At 72.9% G+C, this 23,970-nt stretch carries 19 protein-coding genes; 14 read left to right on the forward strand and 5 right to left on the reverse strand.

What is annotated here, in order from left to right; genetic code table 11:
* Window positions 1-15: 15 nt before the first annotated feature.
* Genes ispG through D4B81_RS05805 form a run of 3 tightly spaced genes read left to right on the forward strand, consistent with a single transcriptional unit; the run spans window position 16 to window position 2,812 of the window.
* The gene (gene ispG / locus D4B81_RS05795) at window positions 16-1,185 is read left to right on the forward strand and encodes a flavodoxin-dependent (E)-4-hydroxy-3-methylbut-2-enyl-diphosphate synthase (RefSeq protein ID WP_097187812.1); all 1,170 of its coding nucleotides are present in this window, start codon (window positions 16-18) and stop codon (window positions 1,183-1,185) included.
* 17 nt (window positions 1,186-1,202) lie between these two features.
* Window positions 1,203-2,060 carry a GNAT family N-acetyltransferase gene (locus tag D4B81_RS18010; RefSeq protein WP_161965005.1) on the forward strand — a complete coding sequence of 286 codons (858 nt, stop codon included), beginning with the start codon at window positions 1,203-1,205 and terminating at the stop codon, window positions 2,058-2,060.
* Window positions 2,061-2,101: 41 nt separating this feature from the next.
* Complete coding sequence (locus tag D4B81_RS05805; protein WP_122261525.1) at window positions 2,102-2,812, forward strand: nucleoside/nucleotide kinase family protein; 711 nt, start codon at window positions 2,102-2,104, stop codon at window positions 2,810-2,812.
* 3 nt (window positions 2,813-2,815) lie between these two features.
* Here the strand turns inward: D4B81_RS05805 and glpK are convergent, their stop codons facing one another.
* Entirely contained in the window at window positions 2,816-4,348 is a 1,533-nt protein-coding gene (gene glpK, locus D4B81_RS05810) for a glycerol kinase GlpK (protein ID WP_122261526.1), read from the reverse strand.
* A complete protein-coding gene (locus D4B81_RS05815; RefSeq protein WP_122261527.1) occupies window positions 4,345-6,135 on the reverse strand; it encodes a glycerol-3-phosphate dehydrogenase/oxidase in 1,791 nt (596 codons plus the stop codon). Before D4B81_RS05815 ends, glpK begins: the two co-directional genes overlap by 4 nt.
* Before the next feature lie 115 nt (window positions 6,136-6,250).
* Between D4B81_RS05815 and D4B81_RS05820 the strand changes: the two genes are divergently transcribed.
* Window positions 6,251-7,093 carry a GNAT family N-acetyltransferase gene (locus tag D4B81_RS05820; RefSeq protein WP_122261528.1) on the forward strand — a complete coding sequence of 281 codons (843 nt, stop codon included), beginning with the start codon at window positions 6,251-6,253 and terminating at the stop codon, window positions 7,091-7,093.
* 25 nt (window positions 7,094-7,118) lie between these two features.
* Here the strand turns inward: D4B81_RS05820 and D4B81_RS05825 are convergent, their stop codons facing one another.
* Window positions 7,119-9,188, reverse strand: coding sequence for a prolyl oligopeptidase family serine peptidase (locus D4B81_RS05825; RefSeq protein WP_122261529.1), 2,070 nt, complete (start codon window positions 9,186-9,188; stop codon window positions 7,119-7,121).
* 112 nt (window positions 9,189-9,300) lie between these two features.
* On the opposite strand from D4B81_RS05825, the gene D4B81_RS05830 reads away from it, so the two are divergent.
* From D4B81_RS05830 to D4B81_RS05855, 6 genes are all read left to right on the forward strand, one after another.
* Window positions 9,301-10,569 (forward strand): alpha-hydroxy acid oxidase, encoded by a 1,269-nt coding sequence (locus D4B81_RS05830; protein WP_272914058.1) that lies wholly within the window; start codon window positions 9,301-9,303, stop codon window positions 10,567-10,569.
* A complete protein-coding gene (locus D4B81_RS05835) occupies window positions 10,566-11,768 on the forward strand; it encodes an ABC transporter substrate-binding protein (RefSeq protein WP_122261531.1) in 1,203 nt (400 codons plus the stop codon). The genes D4B81_RS05830 and D4B81_RS05835 overlap by 4 nt, the downstream gene beginning before the upstream one ends.
* Window positions 11,768-12,643, forward strand: a complete 876-nt coding sequence (locus tag D4B81_RS05840; protein ID WP_122261532.1) for a branched-chain amino acid ABC transporter permease — start codon at window positions 11,768-11,770, stop codon at window positions 12,641-12,643. Before D4B81_RS05835 ends, D4B81_RS05840 begins: the two co-directional genes overlap by 1 nt.
* The gene (locus D4B81_RS05845; RefSeq protein WP_237565843.1) at window positions 12,643-14,349 is read left to right on the forward strand and encodes a branched-chain amino acid ABC transporter ATP-binding protein/permease; all 1,707 of its coding nucleotides are present in this window, start codon (window positions 12,643-12,645) and stop codon (window positions 14,347-14,349) included. Before D4B81_RS05840 ends, D4B81_RS05845 begins: the two co-directional genes overlap by 1 nt.
* Window positions 14,346-15,056, forward strand: coding sequence for an ABC transporter ATP-binding protein (locus tag D4B81_RS05850; RefSeq protein WP_122261533.1), 711 nt, complete (start codon window positions 14,346-14,348; stop codon window positions 15,054-15,056). The genes D4B81_RS05845 and D4B81_RS05850 overlap by 4 nt, the downstream gene beginning before the upstream one ends.
* A 118-nt stretch (window positions 15,057-15,174) precedes the next feature.
* Complete coding sequence (locus D4B81_RS05855; protein ID WP_122261534.1) at window positions 15,175-16,776, forward strand: M20/M25/M40 family metallo-hydrolase; 1,602 nt, start codon at window positions 15,175-15,177, stop codon at window positions 16,774-16,776.
* Between the two features lie 82 nt (window positions 16,777-16,858).
* Here the strand turns inward: D4B81_RS05855 and D4B81_RS05860 are convergent, their stop codons facing one another.
* Together D4B81_RS05860 and D4B81_RS05865 are read right to left on the reverse strand one after the other, a co-directional pair.
* Window positions 16,859-17,845 (reverse strand): DMT family transporter, encoded by a 987-nt coding sequence (locus tag D4B81_RS05860; protein ID WP_202613591.1) that lies wholly within the window; start codon window positions 17,843-17,845, stop codon window positions 16,859-16,861.
* On the reverse strand, window positions 17,842-18,714 hold the full coding sequence (locus D4B81_RS05865) for an alpha/beta hydrolase (protein ID WP_122261535.1): 873 nt from the start codon (window positions 18,712-18,714) through the stop codon (window positions 17,842-17,844). Before D4B81_RS05865 ends, D4B81_RS05860 begins: the two co-directional genes overlap by 4 nt.
* Before the next feature lie 92 nt (window positions 18,715-18,806).
* Between D4B81_RS05865 and D4B81_RS05870 the strand changes: the two genes are divergently transcribed.
* Genes D4B81_RS05870 through D4B81_RS05885 form a run of 4 tightly spaced genes read left to right on the forward strand, consistent with a single transcriptional unit; the run spans window position 18,807 to window position 23,965 of the window.
* Entirely contained in the window at window positions 18,807-20,024 is a 1,218-nt protein-coding gene (locus D4B81_RS05870; protein WP_122261536.1) for a cysteine desulfurase-like protein, read from the forward strand.
* The gene (locus tag D4B81_RS05875; RefSeq protein WP_122261537.1) at window positions 20,021-21,295 is read left to right on the forward strand and encodes an alpha-amylase family glycosyl hydrolase; all 1,275 of its coding nucleotides are present in this window, start codon (window positions 20,021-20,023) and stop codon (window positions 21,293-21,295) included. The genes D4B81_RS05870 and D4B81_RS05875 overlap by 4 nt, the downstream gene beginning before the upstream one ends.
* Window positions 21,296-21,342: 47 nt before the next feature.
* Window positions 21,343-23,154 carry a proline--tRNA ligase gene (locus D4B81_RS05880; protein ID WP_122261665.1) on the forward strand — a complete coding sequence of 604 codons (1,812 nt, stop codon included), beginning with the start codon at window positions 21,343-21,345 and terminating at the stop codon, window positions 23,152-23,154.
* 13 nt (window positions 23,155-23,167) lie between these two features.
* The gene (locus D4B81_RS05885) at window positions 23,168-23,965 is read left to right on the forward strand and encodes a TSUP family transporter (RefSeq protein WP_122261538.1); all 798 of its coding nucleotides are present in this window, start codon (window positions 23,168-23,170) and stop codon (window positions 23,963-23,965) included.
* Window positions 23,966-23,970: the final 5 nt, after the last annotated feature.

The raw sequence follows: 23,970 nt of genomic DNA on the forward strand, positions 1-23,970 counted from the left end.
GAGAGACTGCTCCACATGACTGCTGGCACGCCCGTCTCGCTCGGCCTCCCCTCGCTCCCCCCTCCGGTCCTGGCACCACGACGGAGGTCCCGCAAGATCCGGGTCGGCAAGGTCGAGGTCGGTGGGGACGCGCCGGTCTCCGTGCAGTCGATGACGACGACCCCCACGACCGACATCAACGCGACCCTCCAGCAGATCGCCGAGCTGACGGCGACCGGCTGCGACATCGTCCGGGTCGCCTGCCCCACCCAGGACGACGCCGAGGCGTTGTCGGCCATCGCACGCAAGTCCCAGATCCCGGTCATCGCCGACATCCACTTCCAGCCGAAGTACGTGTTCGCGGCGATCGACGCCGGCTGCGCGGCCGTCCGGGTCAACCCCGGCAACATCCGCAAGTTCGACGACCAGGTCAAGGAGATCGCGCGCGCGGCCAAGGACGCCGGCGTCTCGATCCGGATCGGCGTCAACGCCGGGTCGCTCGACCCGCGTCTCCTCAAGAAGTACGGCAAGGCCACCCCCGAGGCCCTTGTCGAGTCGGCCGTCTGGGAGGCGAGCCTCTTCGAGGAGCACGACTTCCACGACTTCAAGATCTCGGTCAAGCACAACGACCCGGTCATCATGGTGCGGGCCTACGAGATGCTCGCAGAGCGGGGCGACTGGCCCCTCCACCTGGGGGTGACGGAGGCGGGGCCCGCCTTCCAGGGCACCATCAAGTCCTCGGTCGCCTTCGGCGCCCTCCTCGCCAAGGGCATCGGTGACACCATCAGGGTCTCGCTGTCGGCCCCCCCGGTCGAGGAGGTCAAGGTCGGCAACCAGATCCTGCAGAGCCTCAACCTGCGTCCGCGCAAGCTGGAGATCGTCTCCTGCCCCTCCTGCGGCCGGGCCCAGGTCGACGTCTACACGCTCGCCGAGGAGGTCACCGCGGGGCTGGAGGGTATGGAGATCCCGCTCCGCGTCGCCGTCATGGGGTGCGTCGTCAACGGCCCCGGGGAGGCGCGGGAGGCCGACCTCGGCGTGGCCTCCGGCAACGGCAAGGGACAGATCTTCGTCAAGGGGGAGGTCATCAAGACGGTCCCGGAGAGCCAGATCGTGGAGACCCTCATCGAGGAGGCCATGCGGATCGCCGAGGAGATGGGTGAGCCGGTGGGCGGCGAACCGGGTTCACCCACCGTGACCGTGGGTTGACCTACTAGCGTTCGGTCATGGCACCGGACCCGATCAGCCGCGACACCGCGCGCCGCTCCACCTGGGACGAGCGCTGCACGGCCTGGCACCTGCTGGACCGCCCCGACCTGGGCGTGGACGAGCAGTGCCTGCCCCCCGGCAGCTCCTCCCGCGCCCACACCCACGACCGGTCCCGTCAGTTCTTCTTCGTGCTGAGCGGGGAGGCGACGGTCGTCCTGGGCAGGCAGACGATGACGGTGCCGGCGGGGACCGGGATCGAGGTGCCGCCCCGCGTCAGCCACGAGCTGCGCAACGAGGGCGACACCGACCTCGAGATGCTGGTGGTGTCGGCGCCGAAGGTGGCCGGCAAGCCCTACGCCCACCGGACCCGGCCCCTCGCGCGCTCGCGCGGCGGGCTCGTCGTCGGCTCCTACCTGCGCGCCACCCGGCGCGGGGACCTGCGCACCGTGGTCGACATCGAGGAGGCGCTCGACACCCGTCAGTGGATCGGTCAGGGGGGGCTGGAGTGGCACGCGGCGGTGCTGGAGGACCCCCGGATGGAGCACTGGGTCCTCGTCGACCGCCTCGACCGCGTCCTCGCCTTCGGCATCATGGCTTCCTCCGACCAGGCCGGTGTGGTCGAGCTGCGTCGGACGGTGGTGGCCCCGGAGGGACGGGGTCAGGGTCTGGGTCGGCTCCTGCTGCGCCAGCTGCTGGAGCAGGCCCGCGCCCGGCCCCAGGTCACCACGGTGTGGCTCGACGTGGGCGACGACAACACCCGTGCCCGCAGCCTGTACCGCTCCTTCGGCTTCGTGGAGAAGGAGCCCCCGCCCTGGGCGACGCTGCTCGACAACGGCCTGTACATGGAGTGGAACGCCACGTTGCACGAGGGGTGAGGGGAGGCTCCACCCGAGGGGGCACGGCATACCCTGCCGGTATGTCGTCGCCCGGCTTCCTCCCCACGCGCCAGCTCGTCCTCGTCGACCTGCTCGCCCTGATGGTCGCCACCCGGCCGGGCGAGCGGGCGCTGGTGGCCGTGGACGGCCCGGACGGGGTGGGCAAGACCCGGCTGGTGGGCGAGCTCGTCGCCCTCGCCCCGTGGGTGGCGGGGCGGCAGGTGCTGAGCGTGTCGGTGGACGGCTTCCACCGGCCGCGCGCGGCCCGGTACTCCCGCGGCCGGACGCCCGAGACCTACTACGCCGACTCCTTCGACTACGAGGAGCTGCGCGCGCGGGTGCTGCGTCCCTTCCGGGCCGGGCGGGACGTCGTGCCCGCCGCGTGGGACGTGACGGCCGACCGACCGGTCGACCCCGCGCCGGTCCCCGTGTCCGCGGACGCCCTGCTCGTCGTCGAGGGGGTCTTCCTGCGCCGGCCCGAGCTGCGGGGGGAGTGGGACGCCACCGCCCTGGTGACCGCGCCCCCGCGGGTCACCGTCCCCCGCGGCAACGCCCGCTTCCCGGGCTCCCGCGTCGTCGGCGACGAGGACCCCGACCACCCGGCGAACGCCCGGTACGTCGGCGGGCAGCGACTCTACGAGCGCCAGGCCAGGCTGTGGCAGCCGACCTGGATCGTGGACAACACCGACCTGCAGCGGCCGGAGCTGGTCGTGCCCGACCCCGAGGAGCCGCAGTGGTTCGGGTCAGCCTGAGGATCACCCCGGGGAGTCGTCGTCCCTCGCGGTGTCGTCGTCCACCCAGTCGAAGCTGCGGGTGACCGCCTTCTTCCAGGCCCGGTAGAGGCGCTCGCGCTCCTCCTCGGGCAACGCGGGGGTCCACCTGCGGTCCTCCTCCCAGTTGCCGACGACGTCCTGCTGGCCGTCCCAGAAGCCGACCGCGATGCCGGCCGCGTAGGCCGCGCCCAGCGCCGTCGTCTCCACCACCCTGGGCCGCACGACGTCGACGCCGAGGATGTCGGCCTGGAACTGCATGAGCGTCTCGTTGGCGACCATCCCGCCGTCCACCCGCAGCTCGGACAGCCGGACGCCGGAGTCCGCCTCCATGGCCTCGAGCACCTCGCGCGTCTGGAAGGCCGTCGCCTCCAGCGCGGCCCGGGCGAGATGGCGCCGGTCGACGTACCGTGTGAGTCCGACGATGACCCCGCGTGCGTCGTCGCGCCAGTAGGGCGCGAACAGGCCGGAGAAGGCCGGGACGATGTAGCAGCCACCGTTGTCCTCGACCTGGCGCGCCAGCCGCTCGACGTCGGCGGACTCCTCGAACAGACCGAGGTTGTCGCGCAGCCACTGGACGAGCGAGCCGGTGACCGCGATGGACCCCTCGAGGGCGTAGACCGCGTCCTGGTCCCCGACCTTGAAGCAGACGGTCGTGAGCAGGCCGTGGTCGCTCCGGACGATCTCGGTGCCGGTGCTGAGCAGCATGAAGTTGCCGGTGCCGTAGGTGTTCTTGGACATCCCCCGGGCGAGGCAGGCCTGACCGAAGGTGGCGGCGTGCTGGTCGCCGAGGATCCCGGCGATCGGGACGCCGAGCTTGCGGCTGGTGCCGTAGACCTCCGAGGAGGAGCGGATCTCGGGAAGCATCGACAGGGGGATCCCCATCGCCGCGGCGACGTCCTGCGACCAGCTCAGCGTGCGCAGGTCCATGAGCATGGTGCGTGAGGCGTTCGTGACGTCCGTGGCGTGGACCCCCCCGTCGGGGCCGCCGGTGAGGTTCCACAGCAGCCAGGTGTCGATGGTCCCGAAGATCAGGTCGCCGGCCTCGGCCCGTTCGCGAGCCCCCTCCACGTGGTCGAGGATCCAGCCGACCTTGGGGCCGGAGAAGTAGGTGGCCAGGGGGAGGCCGCACACCTCCTTGAAGCGGTCCGCGCCGCCGCCGCGGCCCAGGTCGGCGACGATCCTGGCCGTGCGGGTGTCCTGCCAGACGATGGCGTGGTGCACCGGCTCCCCGGTGGTGCGGTCCCACACCACGGCCGTCTCGCGCTGGTTGGTCAGGCCCACGGCGGCGAGGTCGGCACCGGTCAGGTTGCCCTTGCCGAGGGCCTGCCCGATGACCTCGCGGGTGTTGCGCAGGATCTCCGTCGGGTCGTGCTCGACCCATCCGGCCCGCGGGAAGATCTGACGGTGCTCCTTCTGCGCGACCGAGTGGATCTGCCCGGCGTGCGTGAAGACGATCGCGCGGGTGCTGGTCGTGCCCTGGTCGACGGCGAGCACGAACCGCGGGCCCTGCGTCATCGGGCCACCACCTCGTCCTCCTCGTCGTCGTCGTGCCCGGCCACCGTGGGGGCGTCCGGACCCGGCTCGCCGCGCAGGACCCGGTCCCGCGCGCGGACCGCCGACTCGTCGTCCCGCTCCCGCGCCGCGGCCTCGTCGGCCCGGACCCGACGTTCGTAGTCGGCGACCTCGCGGGCCTCCCGCTCCTCGCCCCAGCCCAGCCACTGGACGGCGATCTCCGCGATCTCCGGCACCGCGTCGAGGCCCTTGCGGGGCTCCTCGTAGTAGAGGCGGGTGCGCCGCATGAGGATGTCCTCCAGGTGCAGCACGCCCTCGCTGATGCACGCGTAGGCGATCTCGGCGCGCAGGTAGGCGGGCGTGGCCCGGAGGGGCTCGGCGAGGGAGGCGTCCTCGGCGATCAGGTCGAGCAGCTCCTCCACCAGCGACCCGTAGCGGTGCAGCAGGTGGTCGGTGAGCTGCGCGCTCCAGCCGAAGCGGGCGCGCAGGGCCGGCATCCGGCGGCGCATGGCGGCCTCGCCCACGGCCCCCAGGAGGGGGATCTCGTCGGTGATGGAGGGGAGCGCCTCGGCCTCGGGCCCCAGCGCGAGGTCCACCGCGTCACGGGCCATCACCCGGTAGGTCGTCAGCTTGCCCCCGCCGATGACCGTCAGACCGGGGACGGGCGAGACGACGGTGTGCTCCCGGCTCACCCGGGCGGTGTCCGAGGGCGACCGGGTGCCGGGCTGCAGGAGCGGGCGCAGGCCGGCGTACCAGCCCACGACGTCCTCGCGGCCCAGCTGCGTGGTCAGCGCCGCGTTGACCCGGTCCAGCACGTAGTCGATGTCGGTCGCCGTCGCGACCGGGTGGCCGAGGTCCTGGTCCCAGGGCGTGTCGGTGGTCCCGATGATCCAGTAGCGCGACCAGGGGATGAAGAAGAGGACGGAGCGCTCGGTCTGCAGGAACAGCCCGCTGGAGCCCTCGATCCGGTCCCGGGGGACGACCAGGTGGATCCCCTTGGACGCCAGGACGCGCAGGCCGCCGTCGGTGTCCGCGAGCCGGGTCACCTCCTCCGTCCAGACGCCCGTGCAGGAGATGACCTGACGGGCCCGGGCCTCGTACGTGCTCCCGGTCTCCCGGTCGAGCAGCCGGGCACCGACCACCCGTCCGGACTCGTCGCGGACGAACCCGACGGCCTCGGTCCGGCTGGCGACCGAGGCGCCGTAGCTGTGGGCGGTGCGCACGATCGTGGACACCAGCCGGGCGTCGTCGACGGTCGCGTCCCAGTACTTCACCGCCCCGATCGCCTGGTCCTCGCGCAGCTGCGGGAACTCCCGGTGCAGCCCCCGCCGCGAGGTGTGCTGGTGCACCGGCAGCGCCCGCCGACCCGGCAACGCGTTGGCGAGCAGGTCGTAGAGGGTCACGCCGGCGCCGTAGTAGGCCCGCTGCCACCACCGGTGGCGCAGGGGGATGAGGAAGGGCATCGGCTTGACGAGGTGCGGGGCCAGCGTCCGCAGCAGGAGCCCCCGCTCGGTGAGCGCCTCGTGGACGAGGCCGACGTCGAGCATCTGCAGGTAGCGCAACCCGCCGTGCACGAGCTTGGTCGACCACTGCGAGGTCCCGGACCCCCAGTCCGCGGTCTCCACGAGGGCGGTGGTCAGGCCCCGCGTCGCCGCGTCCAGGGCCGTCCCCGCACCGGTGACGCCGCCGCCCACGACGAGCACGTCCAGCGGAGGACCTCCCAGGGCGCTCTCCCTGAGCACCCGCACCGCCTCGTCGCGGTCCCGTCCTGTGAGCGCCTTGGACTGCATCCGGCCATCCCTTCCCGGTCGTCGACGTCCGTCCGGCCTAGCCTCTCACCCGGGCGCGAGGCAGGTGCAGAGGGTCGGCCTCGACGCGACCGGGCTCGTGTAGGAGGCTGACCCCATGCTGCGCAGCCGGGGTGCCGTACGCGCCCTCGGCATGCAGGACGTCGACGAGGCCCTGGAGATCTGCGCCCAGGACCCCGTCACGAACGTCTTCGTCGCCGCCCGCATCGTCGAGAGCGGCCTCGCCGGCACGCGTGGGCCGCTCTTCGCCTACGACGCCGACGGGCAGCGAGCCCTGTGCTGGTGCGCCGCGAACGTCGTGCCCGTCGAGGCCAGCAGCCGCGCCCTCGCCGCCCTCGCCACCAAGGTCGCCAGGAGGCGCACCTGGGCGAGCTCCCTCTTCGGCCCGGCCGACCAGGTGCTCGAGCTGTGGGACCGGCTCGGTCGGCAGTGGGGGCCGGCCCGGGAGGTGCGCGCGAACCAGCTCGTCATGACCATGTCCGAACGCCCGTCCGTGCTCGGGATCCCTGTGGACCCCGCCGTGCGCCCGGCCCGTCCGGACGAGCTGGACCTCGTCACACCCGCGGCGAGCGCGATGTTCACCGAGGAGATCGGCTACCCGCCGTTCCGGGGGAGCGGCACGGCATACCGGCAGGGGGTGGACGGCCTGATCCGGCGTGGTCACTGCCTGGTGCGGGTGGAGGACGACGAGGTCGTCTTCAAGGCTGACCTCGGCTCGGTCGCCCTCGGTGTCGCCCAGGTGCAGGGGGTGTGGGTGCACCCGCGCTGGCGCGGGCAGGGCGTGGCCGTCCCCGCGATGGCGGCGGTCGTGGAGCACGCGCTGGCCCACGTCGCCCCGGTCGTCACGCTCTACGTCAACGACTTCAACGCCCCCGCGGTGGCCACCTACCGACGGGTGGGCTTCGTGCAGACCGGCACCTTCGCGACCGTCCTCCTCTGACCAGGGCGCGGGCGCAGCTGGCCGGTCAGCCCTCGCCCGGTCCCTCGGCCGGTCGGCCCGCGAGCCGGGCGTGCAGGAACGCCCACGCGAGGGCGTGCCACGTCGCCCACTGGTCGGCGGTGCTGGCGCCACCGTGGCCGCCCTCGGTGTTCTCCCAGTAGGTGACGTCCCGGCCGAGCTCCTCCAGCAGCGCCGCCATCTTGCGCGCGTGACCGGGGTGGACCCGGTCGTCCCGGGTGGAGGTCGCCAGGTACGTCGGCGGTGTCGGACGCAGGGGGTCGAGCCGGTGGTAGGGGGAGAAGGTGGACAACCAGGCCCACTGGTCGGGGTCGTCGGGGTCGCCGTACTCGGCCATCCACGACGCCCCGGCGAGCAGCCGGTGGTAGCGGCTCATGTCCAGCAGCGGCACCTGGCACACGACCGCCCCGAAGTCCTCCGGGTAGAGGGTGAGCATGGCGCCGACCAGCAGTCCGCCGTTGGAGCGCCCGGTGCACCCGAGCCGCGCGACGGAGGTCACCCCCCGCGTGACGAGGTCGCGGGCCACCGCGACGAAGTCCTCGTAGGCGCGCGGACGCCGCTCGCGGAGCGCAGCCTGGTGCCAGCGAGGCCCGAACTCCCCGCCGCCCCGGATGCCGGCGACGACGTGCACGTGCCCGTGGGCCAGCCAGGACCGGCCGACGACCGGGTCGTAGGCCGGGGTGAGGGCGTGCTCGAAGCCGCCGTAGCCGTGCAGCACGGTCGGGGTGGTCCCGTCCGGCGGGAGCACCTCCGGGCCGACCTGCCAGTAGGGCACCCGCGTGCCGTCCGCCGACGTCGCCCAGTGCTGGCTGACCGTCAGACCCTCGGCGTCGAAGCGGTGGGGGGCGCTGCGCAGGCGGTCCACGCTCAGCCCCCCGCCACCCGTGCGGGCGACCGAGAGGGTCATCGGCTCGAGGAACCCCGTGGTCACCAGCCACAGGTCCTCGCTCTCGTGGTCGTCCACCGCGGAGACGCTGACCGTCTGCAGGCCGTGGCCCAGGGCGCCCGTCACCTCCTCGCCGACCCACCCCCCGTCGGGGGTCGGCGTGTGCACGTGCACGGTATGCCGCACGTCCACGAGCACGGTCGTGACGAGGGAGGACATGGTCCAGGTCACGTCGACCAGCGCGCTCCGCTCGTCCGGCGTGAACACCGGGGTCCAGGTCGGCCGCCCTGCCAGCACCTCGTCGAGGGGCGCCACGAGGAGGGAGCCCGCGGGATGACCCTCGTGGTCGTGCCGCAGCCGGAGGGTGACGTGATCCCCGTGGACGTCGGCGTCGGCGGTGCGGGGCACCGGGAGCGCGACGGGCCCCTCCTCCTGCATGACGAGGACCTGCTCGTCGTAGAAGGCGATCGCCCGGTGCAGCACGGTGCGCCCGCTCCGCTGGTCGTGCTGCACGAAGAGCCCCAGGTCGTCCTCGTCGACCGTGTGCACGGGCGCAGCCTCCGTCACCGGCGTCCCGCGGCGCCAGAGCCGGACGGTCCGCGGGTAGCCCGACCGCGTCGGCCCGGTGGGGTCGTCCGCGGTGGTGAGCCACACCGCGTCCCGGTCGAGCCAGGTGAGGCGACCCTTCGCCTCCCCCTTGACGAAGCCCTCCGGGGCAGGCACCCAGTCGAGGGTCGTCAGGTCGAGCTCGCGCGTGGTGCCCGCGTCGGACCCCCCGCGCGACAGGTGCACGAGCGCGCGGTCCAGACCCGCGCGCAGGACGCTGGCGCCCTGCCAGACCCATGGCACCCCCTTTTCCTCGCCGAGCGCGTCGAGGTCCAGGAGCACCTCCCACGCGGGCTCCGGCGAGCGGTAGGAGCCCCAGGTCGTGCGACGCCAGAGCCCGCGGGGGTGCTCGGCGTCGGTCCAGAAGCCGTAGAGGTGGTCGCCCACCTGCTGGACGAGGGGGATGCGGTCGCTGGCCTCGAGGGCCTCCCGGATGCCGTCGTGAAGGACCGGGTACAGGGCCTCGGACTGCAGCTGCTCCTCGGTGGCGCGGCTGCGCGTCGCCACCCAGGCCAGCGCCTGCGCGGACTCGACGTCCTCGAGCCACAGGCGGGGGTCGGCGGGGGTCGGTGCAGGGTCGGTCATGCCCGACACCCCATCACACGATGGTCCGGGACGCGTCGGGCGGCCGTTAGGGTGGCGTCGCTGGTCTTCCAGGACTATGCATAGGTATGCAGCTCGTCGACGAGGAGGTCCCGTGTCACCGCTGAGTCGACGCGTCCCCTCCTGGTCCGAGCTCCGTCCGCTCGTGCAGCTGAGGGCGCCCAGCCTGCGTCCGGCCGCAGCGGCCCTCGCCCGCGCCGCCACGATCGAGGACCTGCGCGCCCTGGCCCGACGGCGCACGCCGCGGGCGGTCTTCGACTACGTCGACGGCGCGGCCGAGAGCGAGCTGTCGCTGGCGCGTTCCCGGCAGGCCTTCGCCGAGGTGGAGTTCCGGCCGCGGGTCCTGCGTGACGTGAGCCGCGTCGATGCCGGGGTCTCGATCCTGGGTGTCACCAGCCCGGTCCCGGTCCTGCTCGCGCCGACCGGGTTCACCCGGATGATGCACACGCAGGGGGAGTGGGCCGTCGCCCGCGCCGCCGCCCGTGCGGGGGTGCCCTTCACCCTCTCCACGATGGGCACGGTGTCCGTGGAGGACCTGGCCACCGACGTCCCCGACGTGCAGCGGTGGTTCCAGCTCTACCTCTGGCGCGACCGGGCGGCCTCGCGCGAGCTGGTGCGCAGGGCCGGGGCCGCGGGCTTCGGCACGCTGGTCCTGACCGTCGACACGGCGGTCGCGGGCCAGCGCCTGCGGGACGTCCGCAACGGGCTGACGATCCCACCCGCGCTGACCGCGCGGACCCTGGCCGGGATGGCGCTCCACCCCCGGTGGTGGGGCGACCTCCTCACGAGCGAGCCGATCGAGTTCGCCTCCCTGCGCTCCTCCGGCGGCACCGTCGCCGACCTCGTCGACCGGATGTTCGACCCCGCGCTGACGATGGCCGACCTGGCCTGGTTGCGGGAGGAGTGGGCGGGCAGGATCGTCGTGAAGGGGGTCCAGCACCGCGAGGACGCCACGGAGCTGGTCGAGCTGGGGGTCGACGGCCTGGTGATCTCCAACCACGGTGGCCGCCAGCTCGACCGAGCCGTCGCGCCGCTGGACCTCCTCCCGGAGATCCGCGCAGCCGTCGGGCCGGACGTGCCGCTGCTGCTCGACGGCGGGGTGCTGAACGGCGCCGACGTCGTCGCGGCCGTCGCCCGCGGCGCCGACGCCGTCATGGTCGGGCGGGCCTACCTCTACGGCCTGATGGCCGGGGGCGAGGCCGGCGTCGACCGCGCCCTGGAGATCCTCGTCAGCCAGGTCCACCGCACCCTGAGGCTCCTCGGGGTGACCCGGACGGCCGACCTCACCCCGGAGCACGCCAGTCGGCGGCACGCTCCCACGACACCGCAGATGCACGACACCACCACCCGGAGGAACGCATGAACCGCAGCACCGTCACCGCCCTCGCCGTCAGCAGCGCCCTGGCCCTCGCCCTCACCGCCTGCGGGGGTGAGGACGGCGGCGACGCCGGCGGGGACGCCGGTGGAGGGGCCACCGGAGGGGAGGCCGGCGGCCTGACCGGCACCGGCACCGGCGAGGACTGCACCATCGAGGAGCCGGTCCCGGTCGGGGCCGCGCTGTCGCTGACCGGTGCCGCCGCGTCCTACGGCGAGTCCCAGCAGAAGGGGCTGGAGCTGGCCGCCGCCGAGCTCGCCGAGGTCGGCGGGGTCACCTACGACCTCGTGATCGAGGACGACCAGACCGATCCGCGACAGGGCATCACCGTCTTCGAGCAGCTCACCGAGGACAGCTCGGTGGTCATCGGACCCACGCTGTCCAACGGGGCCTTCCAGGCCCAGCCGATCGCCCAGGAGGCGGGGGTGCCGGTGCTGGCCATCTCCAACACCGCCGCGGGCATCACCGCCCAGGGTGACTACATCTTCCGTGTCTCCCTCACCGAGGCCCAGGTCATCCCGCAGACCGTGGCCAAGGCCACCGAGGCCTACGGTCTCGAGGACGTCGTGGTCATGTACTCCAACGACGACGCGTTCACCGAGTCCGGCTACGAGGTCTTCTCCAGCGCGCTGGAGGAGGAGGGTGTCACCGTGTCCGAGACCCTCACCTTCTCCAAGGCCGACACCGACTTCCGGGCCCTGCTCACCGAGGCCAAGGCTGCCGAGCCGGACGCGCTGGTGGTGTCCGGGCTGATCGAGGCGGCGATCCCGCTGGTCACGCAGGCACGCGAGCTCGGCATCGACGTGCCGATCATCGGCGGCAACGGCTTCAACAACCCCAAGCTGATGGCCGACGGTGGTGACGCCGCCGAGGGAGTCGTCGTCGGGGCCGCCTGGAACTCCTCCTCCGAGGGCGAGCTCAACACCGCCTTTATCGAGGCTTTCGAGGCCGAGCACGGCGCCCAGCCGGACCAGTTCGCGGCGCAGGCCTACACCGGCCTGAAGGTCATCGACGCAGCGGTGCGCGCCGGCTGCTCGGGTGAGCGCGAGGACATCAAGGCCGGCCTGGCCGGCATCGCGGACGTCGACACCGTCCTCGGCACCCTGTCCATCAATGCCGAGCGTGACGCCGAGCACGAGGCCGTGGTCCAGGTGGTCGAGAACGGCTCCTTCACCGTGCTCGACTGATGCAGCAGCTCCTGAACGGGGTCTTCCTCGGCTCCATCTACGCGCTGTTCGCGATCGGTTTCACCCTCGTGTTCGGCATCCTGGACCGGCTCAACCTGGCCCATCCGGCGGTCTTCGCCGCGGCCGCGTTCATCGGCATCGAGCTGGTCACGCTGGGCGGTGTGTCCATCTGGCTGGCGATCCCCCTCGTCGCCGGGATCGGCGCACTGCTGGGCCTGGTGATCGAACGGGTGGCGTTCCGACCGCTCCGGGGAAGACCGGACGCGCACTTCGCCGGGCTGATCTCCTCGATCGGCCTGGCCGGGATGATCATCGCCCTCCTCCTGTGGCGCTACGGCCCCGACACCAGGCGGTTCCCGGCGGACGCCTTCCCGGCCACCACCTTCGAGGTGGCCGGGGCGCGCGTGACCCTGCTGCAGGTGGCGATCCTGGCCATCTCGATCCTGCTCATGGTCGGGCTCACCTGGCTCGTCGCGCGCACCCGGCTCGGACGGGCGATGCGCGCCGTGGCCGAGAACCCCCGCGCGGCCACCGTCCTGGGCATCGACGTCGACCGGGTCACGGCCACCACCTTCGCCCTGTCCTCGGCCCTGGGTGCGGTGGCCGGTGCCCTGTTCGCGATGAACGTCAACTCCGCCCAGCTGGGCATGGGGGCCGCCATCGAGCTCAAGGGGTTGGCAGTCATCATCGTCGGGGGCATGGGCTCCCTGCCGGGGGCGCTCGTCGGTGGTCTGCTCCTCGGCCTCGCCGAGGTGTTCGCCGTGCAGTACATCGGGTCGAGCTGGCGGGACCTCGTGGCCTTCGGGATGCTCTTCCTGCTGCTCGTGGTGCGCCCGCAAGGACTCTTCGGCAGCCGCCGGGTGCGGGAGGTCTGATGAGCCAGGCCGTCCTCGTCTTCGTCGCGCTGAACGCGATCCTCGCCTTCTCCTTCTACGCGGTCCTGGTGGCGGGCCAGCTCAGCCTCGGGCAGGCAGGGTTCGGCGCCCTCGGTGCCTTCACTGCGGTCGCGCTGGCCCCCGAGCCGTCGGAGGTCGGCGACGTCCCCGCGCTCCTCGTGGCGATCCTCATCGGCATGGTCGTGGGCGCGCTGGCGGCGGTCCTGCTGGGGCTTCCGACGATGCACCTGCGCGGCGTCTTCCTCGCCATCGCCACGCTGGGGTTCGCCGAGGCCGTCCGCATCCTCCTCATCAACGCGGAGTGGACCGGGGGGGCCAACGGCATGTCCGTCCCCAAGGTCGTCACCCCGCTGATCGCCTGGGTTGCCCTCGCCGTCGTCGCCTACTGGTTCTGGAGGCAGGGACCCAGCAGCTACGGCCGGGCGCTGGCCGCGATCCGCGAGGACGAGCTGGCCGCCCGGGCGATGGGGATCGACGTCGGTCGGCACCGCCTGTCGGCGTTCGTGACGGCCGGTGCGGTCGCCGGGCTGTACGGCGTGCTGTGGGCCTACTTCGTCCGGCTGCTGGCGCCCGAGGACTTCGACTTCACCCGGGCCATCGACGGGCTGGTCACCGCGGTCGTCGGCGGGTCGACCATGTGGCTGGGCCCGTTGCTGGGCAGCGGCTTCCTCACCCTGGTACCCGAGGTGCAGCGTGCCCTCGGGGTGGAGGCGGGATGGATCAGGCCGTTCATCGCCAGCGCCCTGCTCCTCGTGGTCATCGTCTTCCTTCCCGGTGGCCTGGGGTCGTTCCTGCCCCGGGTCCGGGTCCGGGCCCGGCCCACCGCGTCCGGCGCCGGGACCGACCGCCCGGGGCTGGTGGCCCGCACGCACGCCGCGGCCGGTGAACCGGTCGTGAGGATCGTGGGCGGCAACAAGGACTACGGCGGCGTGCACGCGGTGCGGGACGTCGACCTGACCGTCGGTTCCGGCGAGGTCGTGGGTCTGATCGGGCCCAACGGAGCGGGCAAGACCACGCTCGTCAACATGATCAGCGGGCTCGTGCCCGCGTCCTCCGGGACCTTCGAGGTGCTGGGCACCCGCCCCGGCCGGACGCCGGTGCACCGCATCGCGCGGGCGGGGGTCAGCCGCACCTTCCAGCACTCCAAGCTCTTCCCCCGGCTGACCGCGCTGGAGAACGTGCTCGTCGGGGCGCACGTGGTGAGCCGACCGACGTTCCTGCGGCGGCTCCTGTGGCTGCCCGGTGCCCGCCGCGACGAGGCCGTGGTCGTGGACCACGCCGCCGGCTGCCTGGCCCGGGTCGGTCTGGCCGACCGTTCGTCCGTGGACGCCTCCGCGCTCTCCTACGGCGACCAGCGGCGCCTGGAGATCGCCCGGGCGCTGGCCAGCGACCCGTCGTTGCTCATCCTCGACGAGCCGGCGGCCGGGATGAACAACGTCGAGGCCGACGCCCTGTCCGAGCTCATCGCCTCGCTGGCCGACGAGGGGCTCACCATCCTGCTCATCGAGCACAACGTCGGGATGGTCATGAAGACCTGCCACCGCATCGTGGTCCTCAACTTCGGGGAGGTCATCGCGACGGGCACGCCCGAGGAGATCCTGAAGAACCCGGCCGTCGTCGAGGCCTACCTGGGCAGCGACGGCGACTCCCCGCCCGGGACACCCCATACCCAGGAGGCACGATGAGCGAGGACATCCTGACCGTCGAGGACCTCGCCGTCAGCTACGGGCGGGTCCAGGCGGTCCGTGGCGTGAGCTTCACGGTCCCTCGTGGCGCCCTCGTCACCCTCGTGGGTGCGAACGGTGCCGGCAAGACCTCGATCATCAACGCCGTCTCCGGTGTGGTGCGGCCGTCGTCGGGCCGGGTCACGTTCCAGGGCAAGGACGTCACGCGCACCCCGGCGCACAAGCTCGTCCGTCAGGGGCTGGTGCAGGTGCCGGAGGGGCGTCAGATCCTCGCCTCGCTCACCATCGAGGAGAACCTCCAGCTCGGTGGCTGGCACACCTCGGGCGGTCGCACGGAGGAGGTCTACGACCGCTTCCCCGTGCTGCGGGAACGACGCCGGCTGCTGGCCGGCAGCCTGTCCGGCGGCGAGCAGCAGATGCTGGCCATCGGGCGTGCCCTGGTCGCCGAGCCCTCCTTGATGCTCCTCGACGAGCCGTCGATGGGACTGGCCCCCAAGGTCGTGGACGAGGTGTTCCGGGTCATCCAGGAGATCCGGGCCGCCGGGACGAGCGTGCTCCTCGTCGAGCAGAACGCCCGCCGGGCGCTGCGGGCCGCCGACCACGGCTACGTGCTCGCCTCGGGCGAGGTGGCGAGGTCCGGGCCCGGGGCGGAGCTGCTCGCCGACGACGCCATCGTCGCCGCCTACCTGGGGCTGGAGACCGGCTGAACGGTCAGGCCGCACGACCGGCCGGGTGATCCGTCTCACATCTGGGCGTGCAGCGCGCTACGTTGGGCTTCTGCCCTCCCGCCCGGGACGGCAGGTGGAGTGACGAAGGAGTCCCCGAATGACCAGCAGTAAGCGCTTCAGGCGCACGATGGGCACGGCCGCGGCCGCAGCCCTCGTCGGGTCGGCCCTCGTGGCCGCGCCCTCCGGCGCCGCCCCCGCCCAGAAGGGGTGCGACAACCGCACCAACAACACCTACGACAAGCTCCTGGAGTGCGTCCGCCTCGAGGGCGTCGTCGAGCACATGGAGGAGTTCCAGGCCATCGCCGACGCGAACGGCGGCAACCGGGCCGACCAGACCCCCGGCTACCAGGCCAGCGTCGACTACGTCGTCGAGGTCCTGGAGGGTGCCGGGTGGTCGGCCGAGGTCGTGCCGTTCACCTACGACGCGGCCGACGTCGTGCTGCGCCAGCTCACGCCTGTGACAGCCGACTACATCGCCTTCGACGCGCTCGGCACCGGCGAGGGCGACGTGACGGGCAACGTCATCCCCGTCGACATCAACCTCGCCGACCCCCGGGCCAACAGCAGCGGCTGCGAGCCGGCGGACTTCGCGGGTCTCGACTTCTCCGGGCCCAACGACATCGCCCTGATGCAGCGCGGCACCTGCCCGTTCTCCGCCAAGGCGCTCAACGCCGAGGCGGAGGGAGCCGAGGCCGTCGTGCTGTTCAACCAGGGTGACCCCAGCACCACGACCGGCGACCGCTTCGGACCACTCAACCCGACGCTCGCCCCGTTCACCGTGGGCATCCCCGTCGTGGGCACGACCTTCGCCGCGGGCGAGGCGCTCGCCGTGCCGGGCGCGACGGCGCAGGTCAAGGTCGACTTCTTCGAGGCCGAGTCGTTCAACGTCATCGGCGAGCTGGCCGGCAAGACCGACGGCAACGTCGTGATGGCCGGTGCCCACCTCGACTCCGTCCCGGCCGGTCCGGGCATCAACGACAACGGCAGCGGCTCGGCCGCGCTGCTCGAGGTCGCCCAGCAGATGAGCAAGTCCAAGCCCCACAACACTGTGCGTTTCGCCTGGTGGGGCGCGGAGGAGCTCGGCCTCATCGGCTCGACCGAGTGGGTTGACCAGCGCACGCCGGAGGAGCTCGACGAGATCGCGCTCTACCTCAACTTCGACATGATCGGGTCCCCGAACTACTACTTCGGCGTCTACGACGCCGACGAGTCGAGCTTCGTGGCTCCGGTGCCCGTGCCCGAGGGCTCGGAGGACATCGAGCAGACCTTCGAGGAGTTCTACACGCTGCGCGGCGAGCCGTACGACGACTCCGCGTTCAGCGGGCGCAGCGACTACCAGGCCTTCATCAACAACGGCATCCCCTCCGGTGGTCTGTTCACCGGCGCCGAGGTCGTCAAGACCGCGGAGCAGCAGTCCATCTGGGGCGGCACCGCGGGAGCGCAGTTCGACCCCTGCTACCACCTGGCCTGCGACACGATCGACAACTACAGCCCGCACGCGCTGGAGGTCAACTCCGACGCCGTGGCGTTCGCCGTGTTCACCTACGCGGCCTCGACCGAGAGCGTCAACGGAGTACGGGGCGCCAAGATCCCGGGCAACTTCCGGATCCCGGCCCCGGCCGGTCCCGAGCACACCTTCGCGGGCCCCCTCGGTGGCGACGACCACGGTCACGACCACGACCACCACGAGAGCGAGTGAACAGGTGACGACCTCGAGCTAGCGCTCGTCACGGTCGGGGCGGGGCGGGTGGACCAGGTGTCCACCCGCCCCGCTCCGCGTCTCACGGCCTGTCCGGACCCCCGTCCGACTCCGACCCGCGCAACGACACCACGATCCCCGCCATCATCAGGGCGCAGCCGACCAGCATCCGCGGGCTCATCGTCTCGCTCAGCAGCAGCCACCCGCCGAGCGCGCCGAACACCGCCTCGAGGCTGAGCAGCAGGGCGGCGTGCGAGGCGTGCGCGTGCCGCTGCGCGACGACCTGCAGCGTGTAGGCGACCCCGACCGCGACCAGCCCCCCGTAGAGGACCGCACCGAGGGCGGCCCCGGTCCCGGAGAAGGGCACGTCCTCCACGAGCAGGGCGCCACCCGCCGACAGCAGGGCGCACGCGGCGAACTGCGTCGCGGACAGCTGCAGGGCGTCCACGGTCCGCACGTAGTGGTCGATGACCAGGATGTGCGCGGCCCAGAAGATCGCCCCGGCGAGCACGAGCAGGTCGCCGGTGGCGATCGTCAGCCCCTCGGTCATGCTCAGGAGGTAGAGCCCCGGCACCGCCAGCACCAGCCCGAACCAGACCGCGGGGGTGGCGCGCCGGCCGAGGAGCCGGCCCAGGACCGGCACCAGCACGATGTAGAGCCCGGTGATGAACCCCGCCTTGCCCGCCGTCGTGGTCTCCAGCCCCACCTGCTGCAGGCCGGCCGCGCTGAACAGGACCACCCCGGCGACCAGCCCCGGCACCAGCGGCGACCTCCGCGCCCCCGGCGCCGGGGGGGTCTCGTCGTACACCTCCGCGGCGGGCGGCTCGGGCACCACCAGGGGGGAGGTGCGGTGCTGCCGCGCGAACCACCAGAGCAGCGGGAGGAGCGAGACCGCACCGATCGCGAACCGCGCCGCGTTGAAGCTCATCGCGCCCATGTGGTCGGCGCCGAGCCTCTGTGCGACGAACCCGAACCCCCAGATCGCGGCGGTGAGGGTCAGGAGCACGTTCGCGCGGGTGCGCAGGGCCTCGGGGGAGGAGGTATGCCGGGGGCCGGCGCCGACGGTCACCGCGGCTCGCCCTCCCCCTCGGCGGCCACGACGTGCGGCGGCGGGTCCGCGGCATACCCGCCCAGCAGCCAGGCCACCGCGGCGGGGAACCGCCGCGCCCAGGCGTCCTCGAAGTGGTAGGCCGCCGAGTCGAAGACGTACTGGACGGGGATCCCCCCGTCCCGGAGGATCCCCACGAGGCGCTCGGCGTGCTCGACGTAGAGCCCGTTGATCACCGGGTCGCCGGGCTGCTCGAGCCCGCCGACGTCGACGTGAACGCGTCCCTCGAGCCCCCCGACGGCGAGCTGGGCGGCGACCTCGTCCAGGGCGCGATCCCCCGGCCACCAGAACGCCGGCGAGAAGACCCCGGCGCCGCCGAAGACGTCCTGCCGGGAGGCCCACAGGTAGGCGCTGACGACGCCGCCCAGGGAGCTTCCGGCGGTGAGCGTGTGTCGCGGCTCGGGGCGGGTGCGCAGCGTCGCGTCGACCGCGGGCTTGAGCTCCTCGCAGAGGAAGCGCGCGTAGTCGGCCGCGCGCCCACCGCCGGAGACCGGGTGAGGGTGCTGGGTGTACTCCTCGTGCCGGAGCGTCGGGTGGCAGGGGACGGCGACCACGATGGCGGGCAGCCCGTCCTGGGCCAGGCGCGTCATGGCGCGGTCGACGTCCCAGCTCACCCCGCCGTTGGCCCGCTCGTCGAGGAAGACGTTGTGCCCGTCGTGCAGGTAGAGCACCGGGTGGCGCTCATCACCCTCGTCGTACCCGGGCGGGAGCCAGGCGTAGACCTCCGCCCGGCGGCCCAGGCCGGGCAGCTCCACGTCGGTCCAGGAGCGCAGGTCGCCCTGCAGCTGGGGGTGCCGGATCAGGCGCAGGTCGCCGGGGGTCAGGATCATGCGGGTCAGCGTAGGGGCCGCAGGAGGGCCGGCGGTCACGCAGGTAGCGGGGTCGGCGTCCTCGGCACTCGGTGCTGCCCTAGGGTGCCCGCATGAGGTACGACGTCGCCGCGGTCCGCGCGCAGTTCCCCGCCCTGACGACCGGGACGGCGCACTTCGACGGCCCCGGCGGCTCGCAGACCCCGACCGTCGTCGCCGAGGCGGTCGCCCGGACCCTCACCAGCTCGATCGCCAACCGGGGGAGCGTCACGGCGGCCGAGCGGCTGGCCGAGCAGACCGTGGCGGAGGCCCGGTCGGCGATGGCCGACCTGCTCGGCACGGACCCCTCGACCGTCATCTTCGGCCGCAGCATGACCGCCAACACGATGGACCTGGCGCGCACGCTGGCCCGCTGCCACCTCTGGGGACCGGACGACGAGGTCGTCGTCACGTCGCTCGACCACGACGGCAACGTCCGCCCGTGGCTCCTGGCTGCGGAGTCGGTCGGGGCCACGGTGCGCTGGGCCGAGGTCGACCCGGCCACGGGTGAGCTCCCGGTCGCCGCGCTCCAGGAGGTGCTGTCCGAGCGCACGCGGCTGGTGGCGCTCCCCGGGGCCAGCAACCTCATCGGCACCAGGCCGGACCTGCCGGGCATGGTGGCGGCGGCGCACGACGTCGGTGCGCTCGTCCACGTGGACGCGGTCCACCTGGCGGCCCACGCCCCGGTGTCCCGGGAGGAGCTCGGTGCCGACCTGCTGTCCTGCTCCCCCTACAAGTTCTTCGGGCCCCATCTCGGGGTCACCTGCGGCACCCCGGACCTCCTGGAGGGCCTGCGGCCGGACAAGCTGCTGCCCTCCTCCGACGCGGTCCCCGAGCGGTTCGAGCTGGGCACCCTGCCCTACGAGCTGCTGGCCGGCACCACGGCCGCCGTCGACTTCCTCGCGAGCCTCGCCGGGACCGGGCAGACCTCGTCGCGGAGGACGAGGCTCGAGGCCGCCTTCGCGGCCGTCGAGGCTCACGAGGACGCCCTTCGCGTGCGGGCCGAGGACGGGCTGAGCGCCATCGACGGTGTCACGCTGTGGTCCCGGGCGCTGCACCGGACCCCGACCCTGTTGTTCACGCTCGAGGGGGTCGAGCCGTCAGCCGTCCACCGGCACCTGGCCGCACGCGGGGTCAACGCCCCCGCCTCGCACTTCTACGCCTGGGAGCTCAGCCACCGCCTCGGGCTCGGGGCGGCCGGGGGTGTGCGCGTCGGCATGGCGCCCTACTCGACGACGGAGGAGGTCGACCGCCTGCTGGAGGGCGTCGCCGAGCTGGCGGCCCGGCGATGAGCGTGGTGAGCGGTCCGGCCTGGGTCGAGACCGTCGTCTGGTGGCACGTCTACCCCCTCGGCTTCGTGGGCGCCGAGCGCACCAAGGCCCAGCACGCCGAGGACGGCGGCGAGGTGGTGCACCGCCTCTCCCGGGTGGGCGGCTGGCTCGACTACCTGCTCCGGCTCGGCGCCAACGGCCTGCTCCTCGGCCCGGTCCTCGCCTCGACCAGCCACGGCTACGACACCCTCGACCACTATCGCGTGGATCCCCGGCTGGGCGACGAGGCCGACCTGCGCAGGCTCCTCGGCGAGGCCCGCGACCGCGGGGTGCGGGTCGCCTTCGACGGCGTCTTCAACCACGTCTCGGAGGACCACGAGATCGTCCGGAGGGCGCTCGCGCCGGACGCCGCGGCCGAGGACCGGGCCTGGCTGAGGTGGGTGGGGGAGTACCCCCGCGGCTTCGAGGGCAACCTCGACCTGGTCGAGCTCGACCTGACCCACCCCCCGGTCCAGGACTACGTCGTCGACGTCATGTGCCACTGGCTCGCCGCGGGCGTGGACGCCTGGCGGCTGGACGCGGCGTTCGCCCCGGGCGCCGACGCCTGGCGGCCGATCGTCGACCGGGTCCGTGAGCGGCATCCCGACGCCTGGATCCTTGGTGAGGTGATCCAGGGCGACTACGTCGACTTCGTGCGGCGGTCCGGTATGCACTCGGTCACCCAGTACGAGCTGTGGAAGGCGGTCTGGAGCTCGCTCAACGACGGCAACCTGCACGAGCTGGCCTGGGCGCTGACCCGGCACGCCGACTTCTGCGCCGCCTTCCGCCCGCAGACCTTCGTCGGCAACCACGACGTCACCCGGATAGCCACGAAGCTCACCGACCCGCGGCACGTCGGGACGGCCGCCGCGCTCGCGCTGCTGCTGCCCGGGGTGCCCTCTGTCTACGCCGGGGACGAGCAGGGCTTCACGGGCGAGAAGCTCGACCAGCCGGGCGGTGACGACTCCGTCCGTCCGCCGTTCCCCGACAGCCCCGACGAGCTGCTGCCCCACGGGCGGGCGCTCCTCGAGGAGCACCAGCGGATCGTGCACCTGCGCCGGACGCACGCCTGGATCACCTCGGCCACGGCCGTCGCGCGCGACGTCGCCGACCTCACTGCCGCCGTCGATCTGGTCGGCGGCCAGGACGACCAGCGGCTGACCCTGGGCCTCAACCTCACCGACGAGCAGGTCACCCTCGCCGGTGCCTCCGGCGACCTTGTCGTGCCCGCCCACGGCTGGGCGCTCGGGTAGTCTGCGACGGTTCCCCCCCACCAGCCGAGGAGACCATCCCCGTGGCCATGCGCCTGTCGACCCTGTTCCTGCGGACCCTGCGCGAGGACCCGGCCGACGCCGAGCTGCCCGGGCACAAGCTGCTCGTGCGCGCCGGCTACGTCCGGCGCGCGGCACCGGGCGTCTACACCTGGCTGCCGCTCGGCCTGAAGGTGCTCCGCAAGGTCGAGACGGTCGTGCGCGAGGAGATGGACGCCATCGGCGGCCAGGAGCTGAGCTTCCCGGCGCTGCTGCCCCGCGAGCCCTACGAGGCCACGAACCGGTGGACCGAGTACGGCCCCAACCTCTTCCGGCTGCAGGACCGCAAGGGCGTGGACATGCTCCTCGGTCCCACCCACGAGGAGATGTTCACCCTCGCCGTGAAGGACATGTTCAGCTCCTACAAGGAGCTGCCGCTCACCCTCTACCAGATCCAGACGAAGTACCGCGACGAGGCGCGCCCCCGCGCGGGGCTGCTGCGCGGCCGTGAGTTCATCATGAAGGACTCCTACAGCTTCGACGTCGACGACGCCGGGCTCGAGGCCGCCTACCAGCGCCACCGCGAGGCCTACGTGCGCATCTTCGACCGGCTCGGCTTCGACTACGTGATCGTGTATGCCGACTCCGGCGCGATGGGCGGGTCGGCGAGCGAGGAGTTCCTCGCGGTCAGCCCGGTCGGCGAGGACACCTTCGTGCGTTGCGCGGCCAGCGGGTATGCCGCCAACGTCGAGGCGGTCGTCGTGCCCCAGGCGCCCCCCGTCCCGGCGGACGTCGTGGCCGCGACCCCCGCCGCGCACGTCGAGGACACGCCCGACAGCCCGACGATCGAGACGCTCGTCGCGCAGTCGGACGCGCTGCACCCGCGCACCGACGGGCGCGCGTGGACGGCCGCCGACACCCTGAAGAACGTCGTGGTCCTCCTCACCTACCCCGACGGGAGCACCGAGCCGCTCGCCGTCGGCCTGCCGGGGGACCGAGGGGTGGACGCCAAGCGGCTCGAGGCGCAGGTCGCCCCGGCCACCTGGGCGCCCTTCGAGGACAAGGACTTCGCGGCCTACCCGATGCTCGTCAAGGGCTACATCGGCCCCGGGACGCTCGGGACGAGCAGCTCCTCGGGCATCAGGTACCTCCTGGACCCCTCGGTCGCCGAGGGGTCGGCCTGGGTCACCGGCGCCGACGAGCACGGCAAGCACGTCTACGACCTCGTCCTGGGGCGGGACTTCACCGCCGACGGGACCATCCAGGCCGCCGAGATCCACGAGGGCGACCCCAGCCCGGACGGCGCCGGCACGCTGACCCTGGCCCGCGGCATCGAGATGGGCCACATCTTCCAGCTCGGCCGCAAGTACGCGGAGGCGCTGGACCTGAGGGTCCTCGACGAGCACGGCAAGCTGGTCACCGTCACCATGGGCTCCTACGGCGTGGGCGTGTCCCGCGCCGTCGCGGCCGTCGCCGAGGCGACCCACGACGACATCGGCCTGTGCTGGCCGCGGGCGCTGGCCCCGGCCGACGTCCACGTCGTCGCCACCGGCAAGGACCAGGCGGTCTTCGAGCACGCCGAGGGCCTGGTGGCCGACCTCGAGGCCGCCGGCCTCGAGGTGGTGTACGACGACCGGCCCAAGGTCAGCCCGGGCGTGAAGTTCAAGGACGCCGAGCTGCTCGGCGTGCCGACCATCGTCGTCGTCGGCAGGGGCCTGGCGGACGGCACGGTCGAGGTCAAGGACCGGCGCAGCGGCGAGCGCCGCGAGGTCCCCGTCGAGCGCGCCGTCGGCGAGATCGTCGCCGACGTCCGTGGGGCGCACCTGACCGGCGCGCCGGTCGTCGTCCACCCGCCCGCCTGACGGCACACCTGCGGTGCTGGAGACGCTGGACCCCGGGGTCCTCACCTTCCTGGCCCTGGCCGGGCTCGCCGCCGGCTTCGTGGACGCGGTCGTGGGCGGCGGCGGGCTGATCCAGCTGCCGGCGCTGCTGGTGGGTCTCCCCGGGGCGAGCCCCGTCCAGCTGCTCGCGACCAACAAGCTCGGGTCGATCATGGGGACCGCCACGAGCTCGATCACCTACTACCGGCGGATCCGGCCCGACCTGCGCACAGCCGTGCCGCTGGCCCTCGCGGCCTTCGCCGGGAGCGTGGGCGGGGCCTCGCTCGCCTTCCTCCTCACCAGGGAGGCGTTCAACCCGATCATCCTCGTGGTCCTCGTGGGTGTGGGGCTGTACACCCTGGCCAGGCCGTCGATGGGTCAGCTGCAGCGGCTCCGCTTCGGCCACCGGCGGCCCCGGCGCCACCTGGCCGCGACCCTGCTCATCGGCGTCCTCGTCGGCTCCTACGACGGCGCGCTCGGTCCCGGCACCGGCTCGTTCTTCGTCTTCGCCCTCGTCAGCACTCTCGGCTACGGGTTCCTCGAGGCCAGCGCCAAGGCCAAGATCGCCAACTTCGCGACCAACCTGGCGGCGCTGGTGGTCTTCGTGCCGCAGGGTGCGGTGATCTGGCAGGTGGGCCTGCTCATGGGCGCGTGCAACGTGCTCGGCGGCTACCTGGGCACGCGGGTCGCGGTGGCTCGGGGGAGCCGGTTCGTGCGGGTGTTCTTCGTCGTCGTGCTGGCCGCCTTCGTCCTCCGGATCGGTGTCGACACCTGGCGGCAGCTCGTGCCCTGAGCGGG

Source organism: Ornithinimicrobium cerasi (genome assembly GCF_003702705.1).
Classification (GTDB): Bacteria; Actinomycetota; Actinomycetes; order Actinomycetales; family Dermatophilaceae; genus Ornithinicoccus; species Ornithinicoccus cerasi.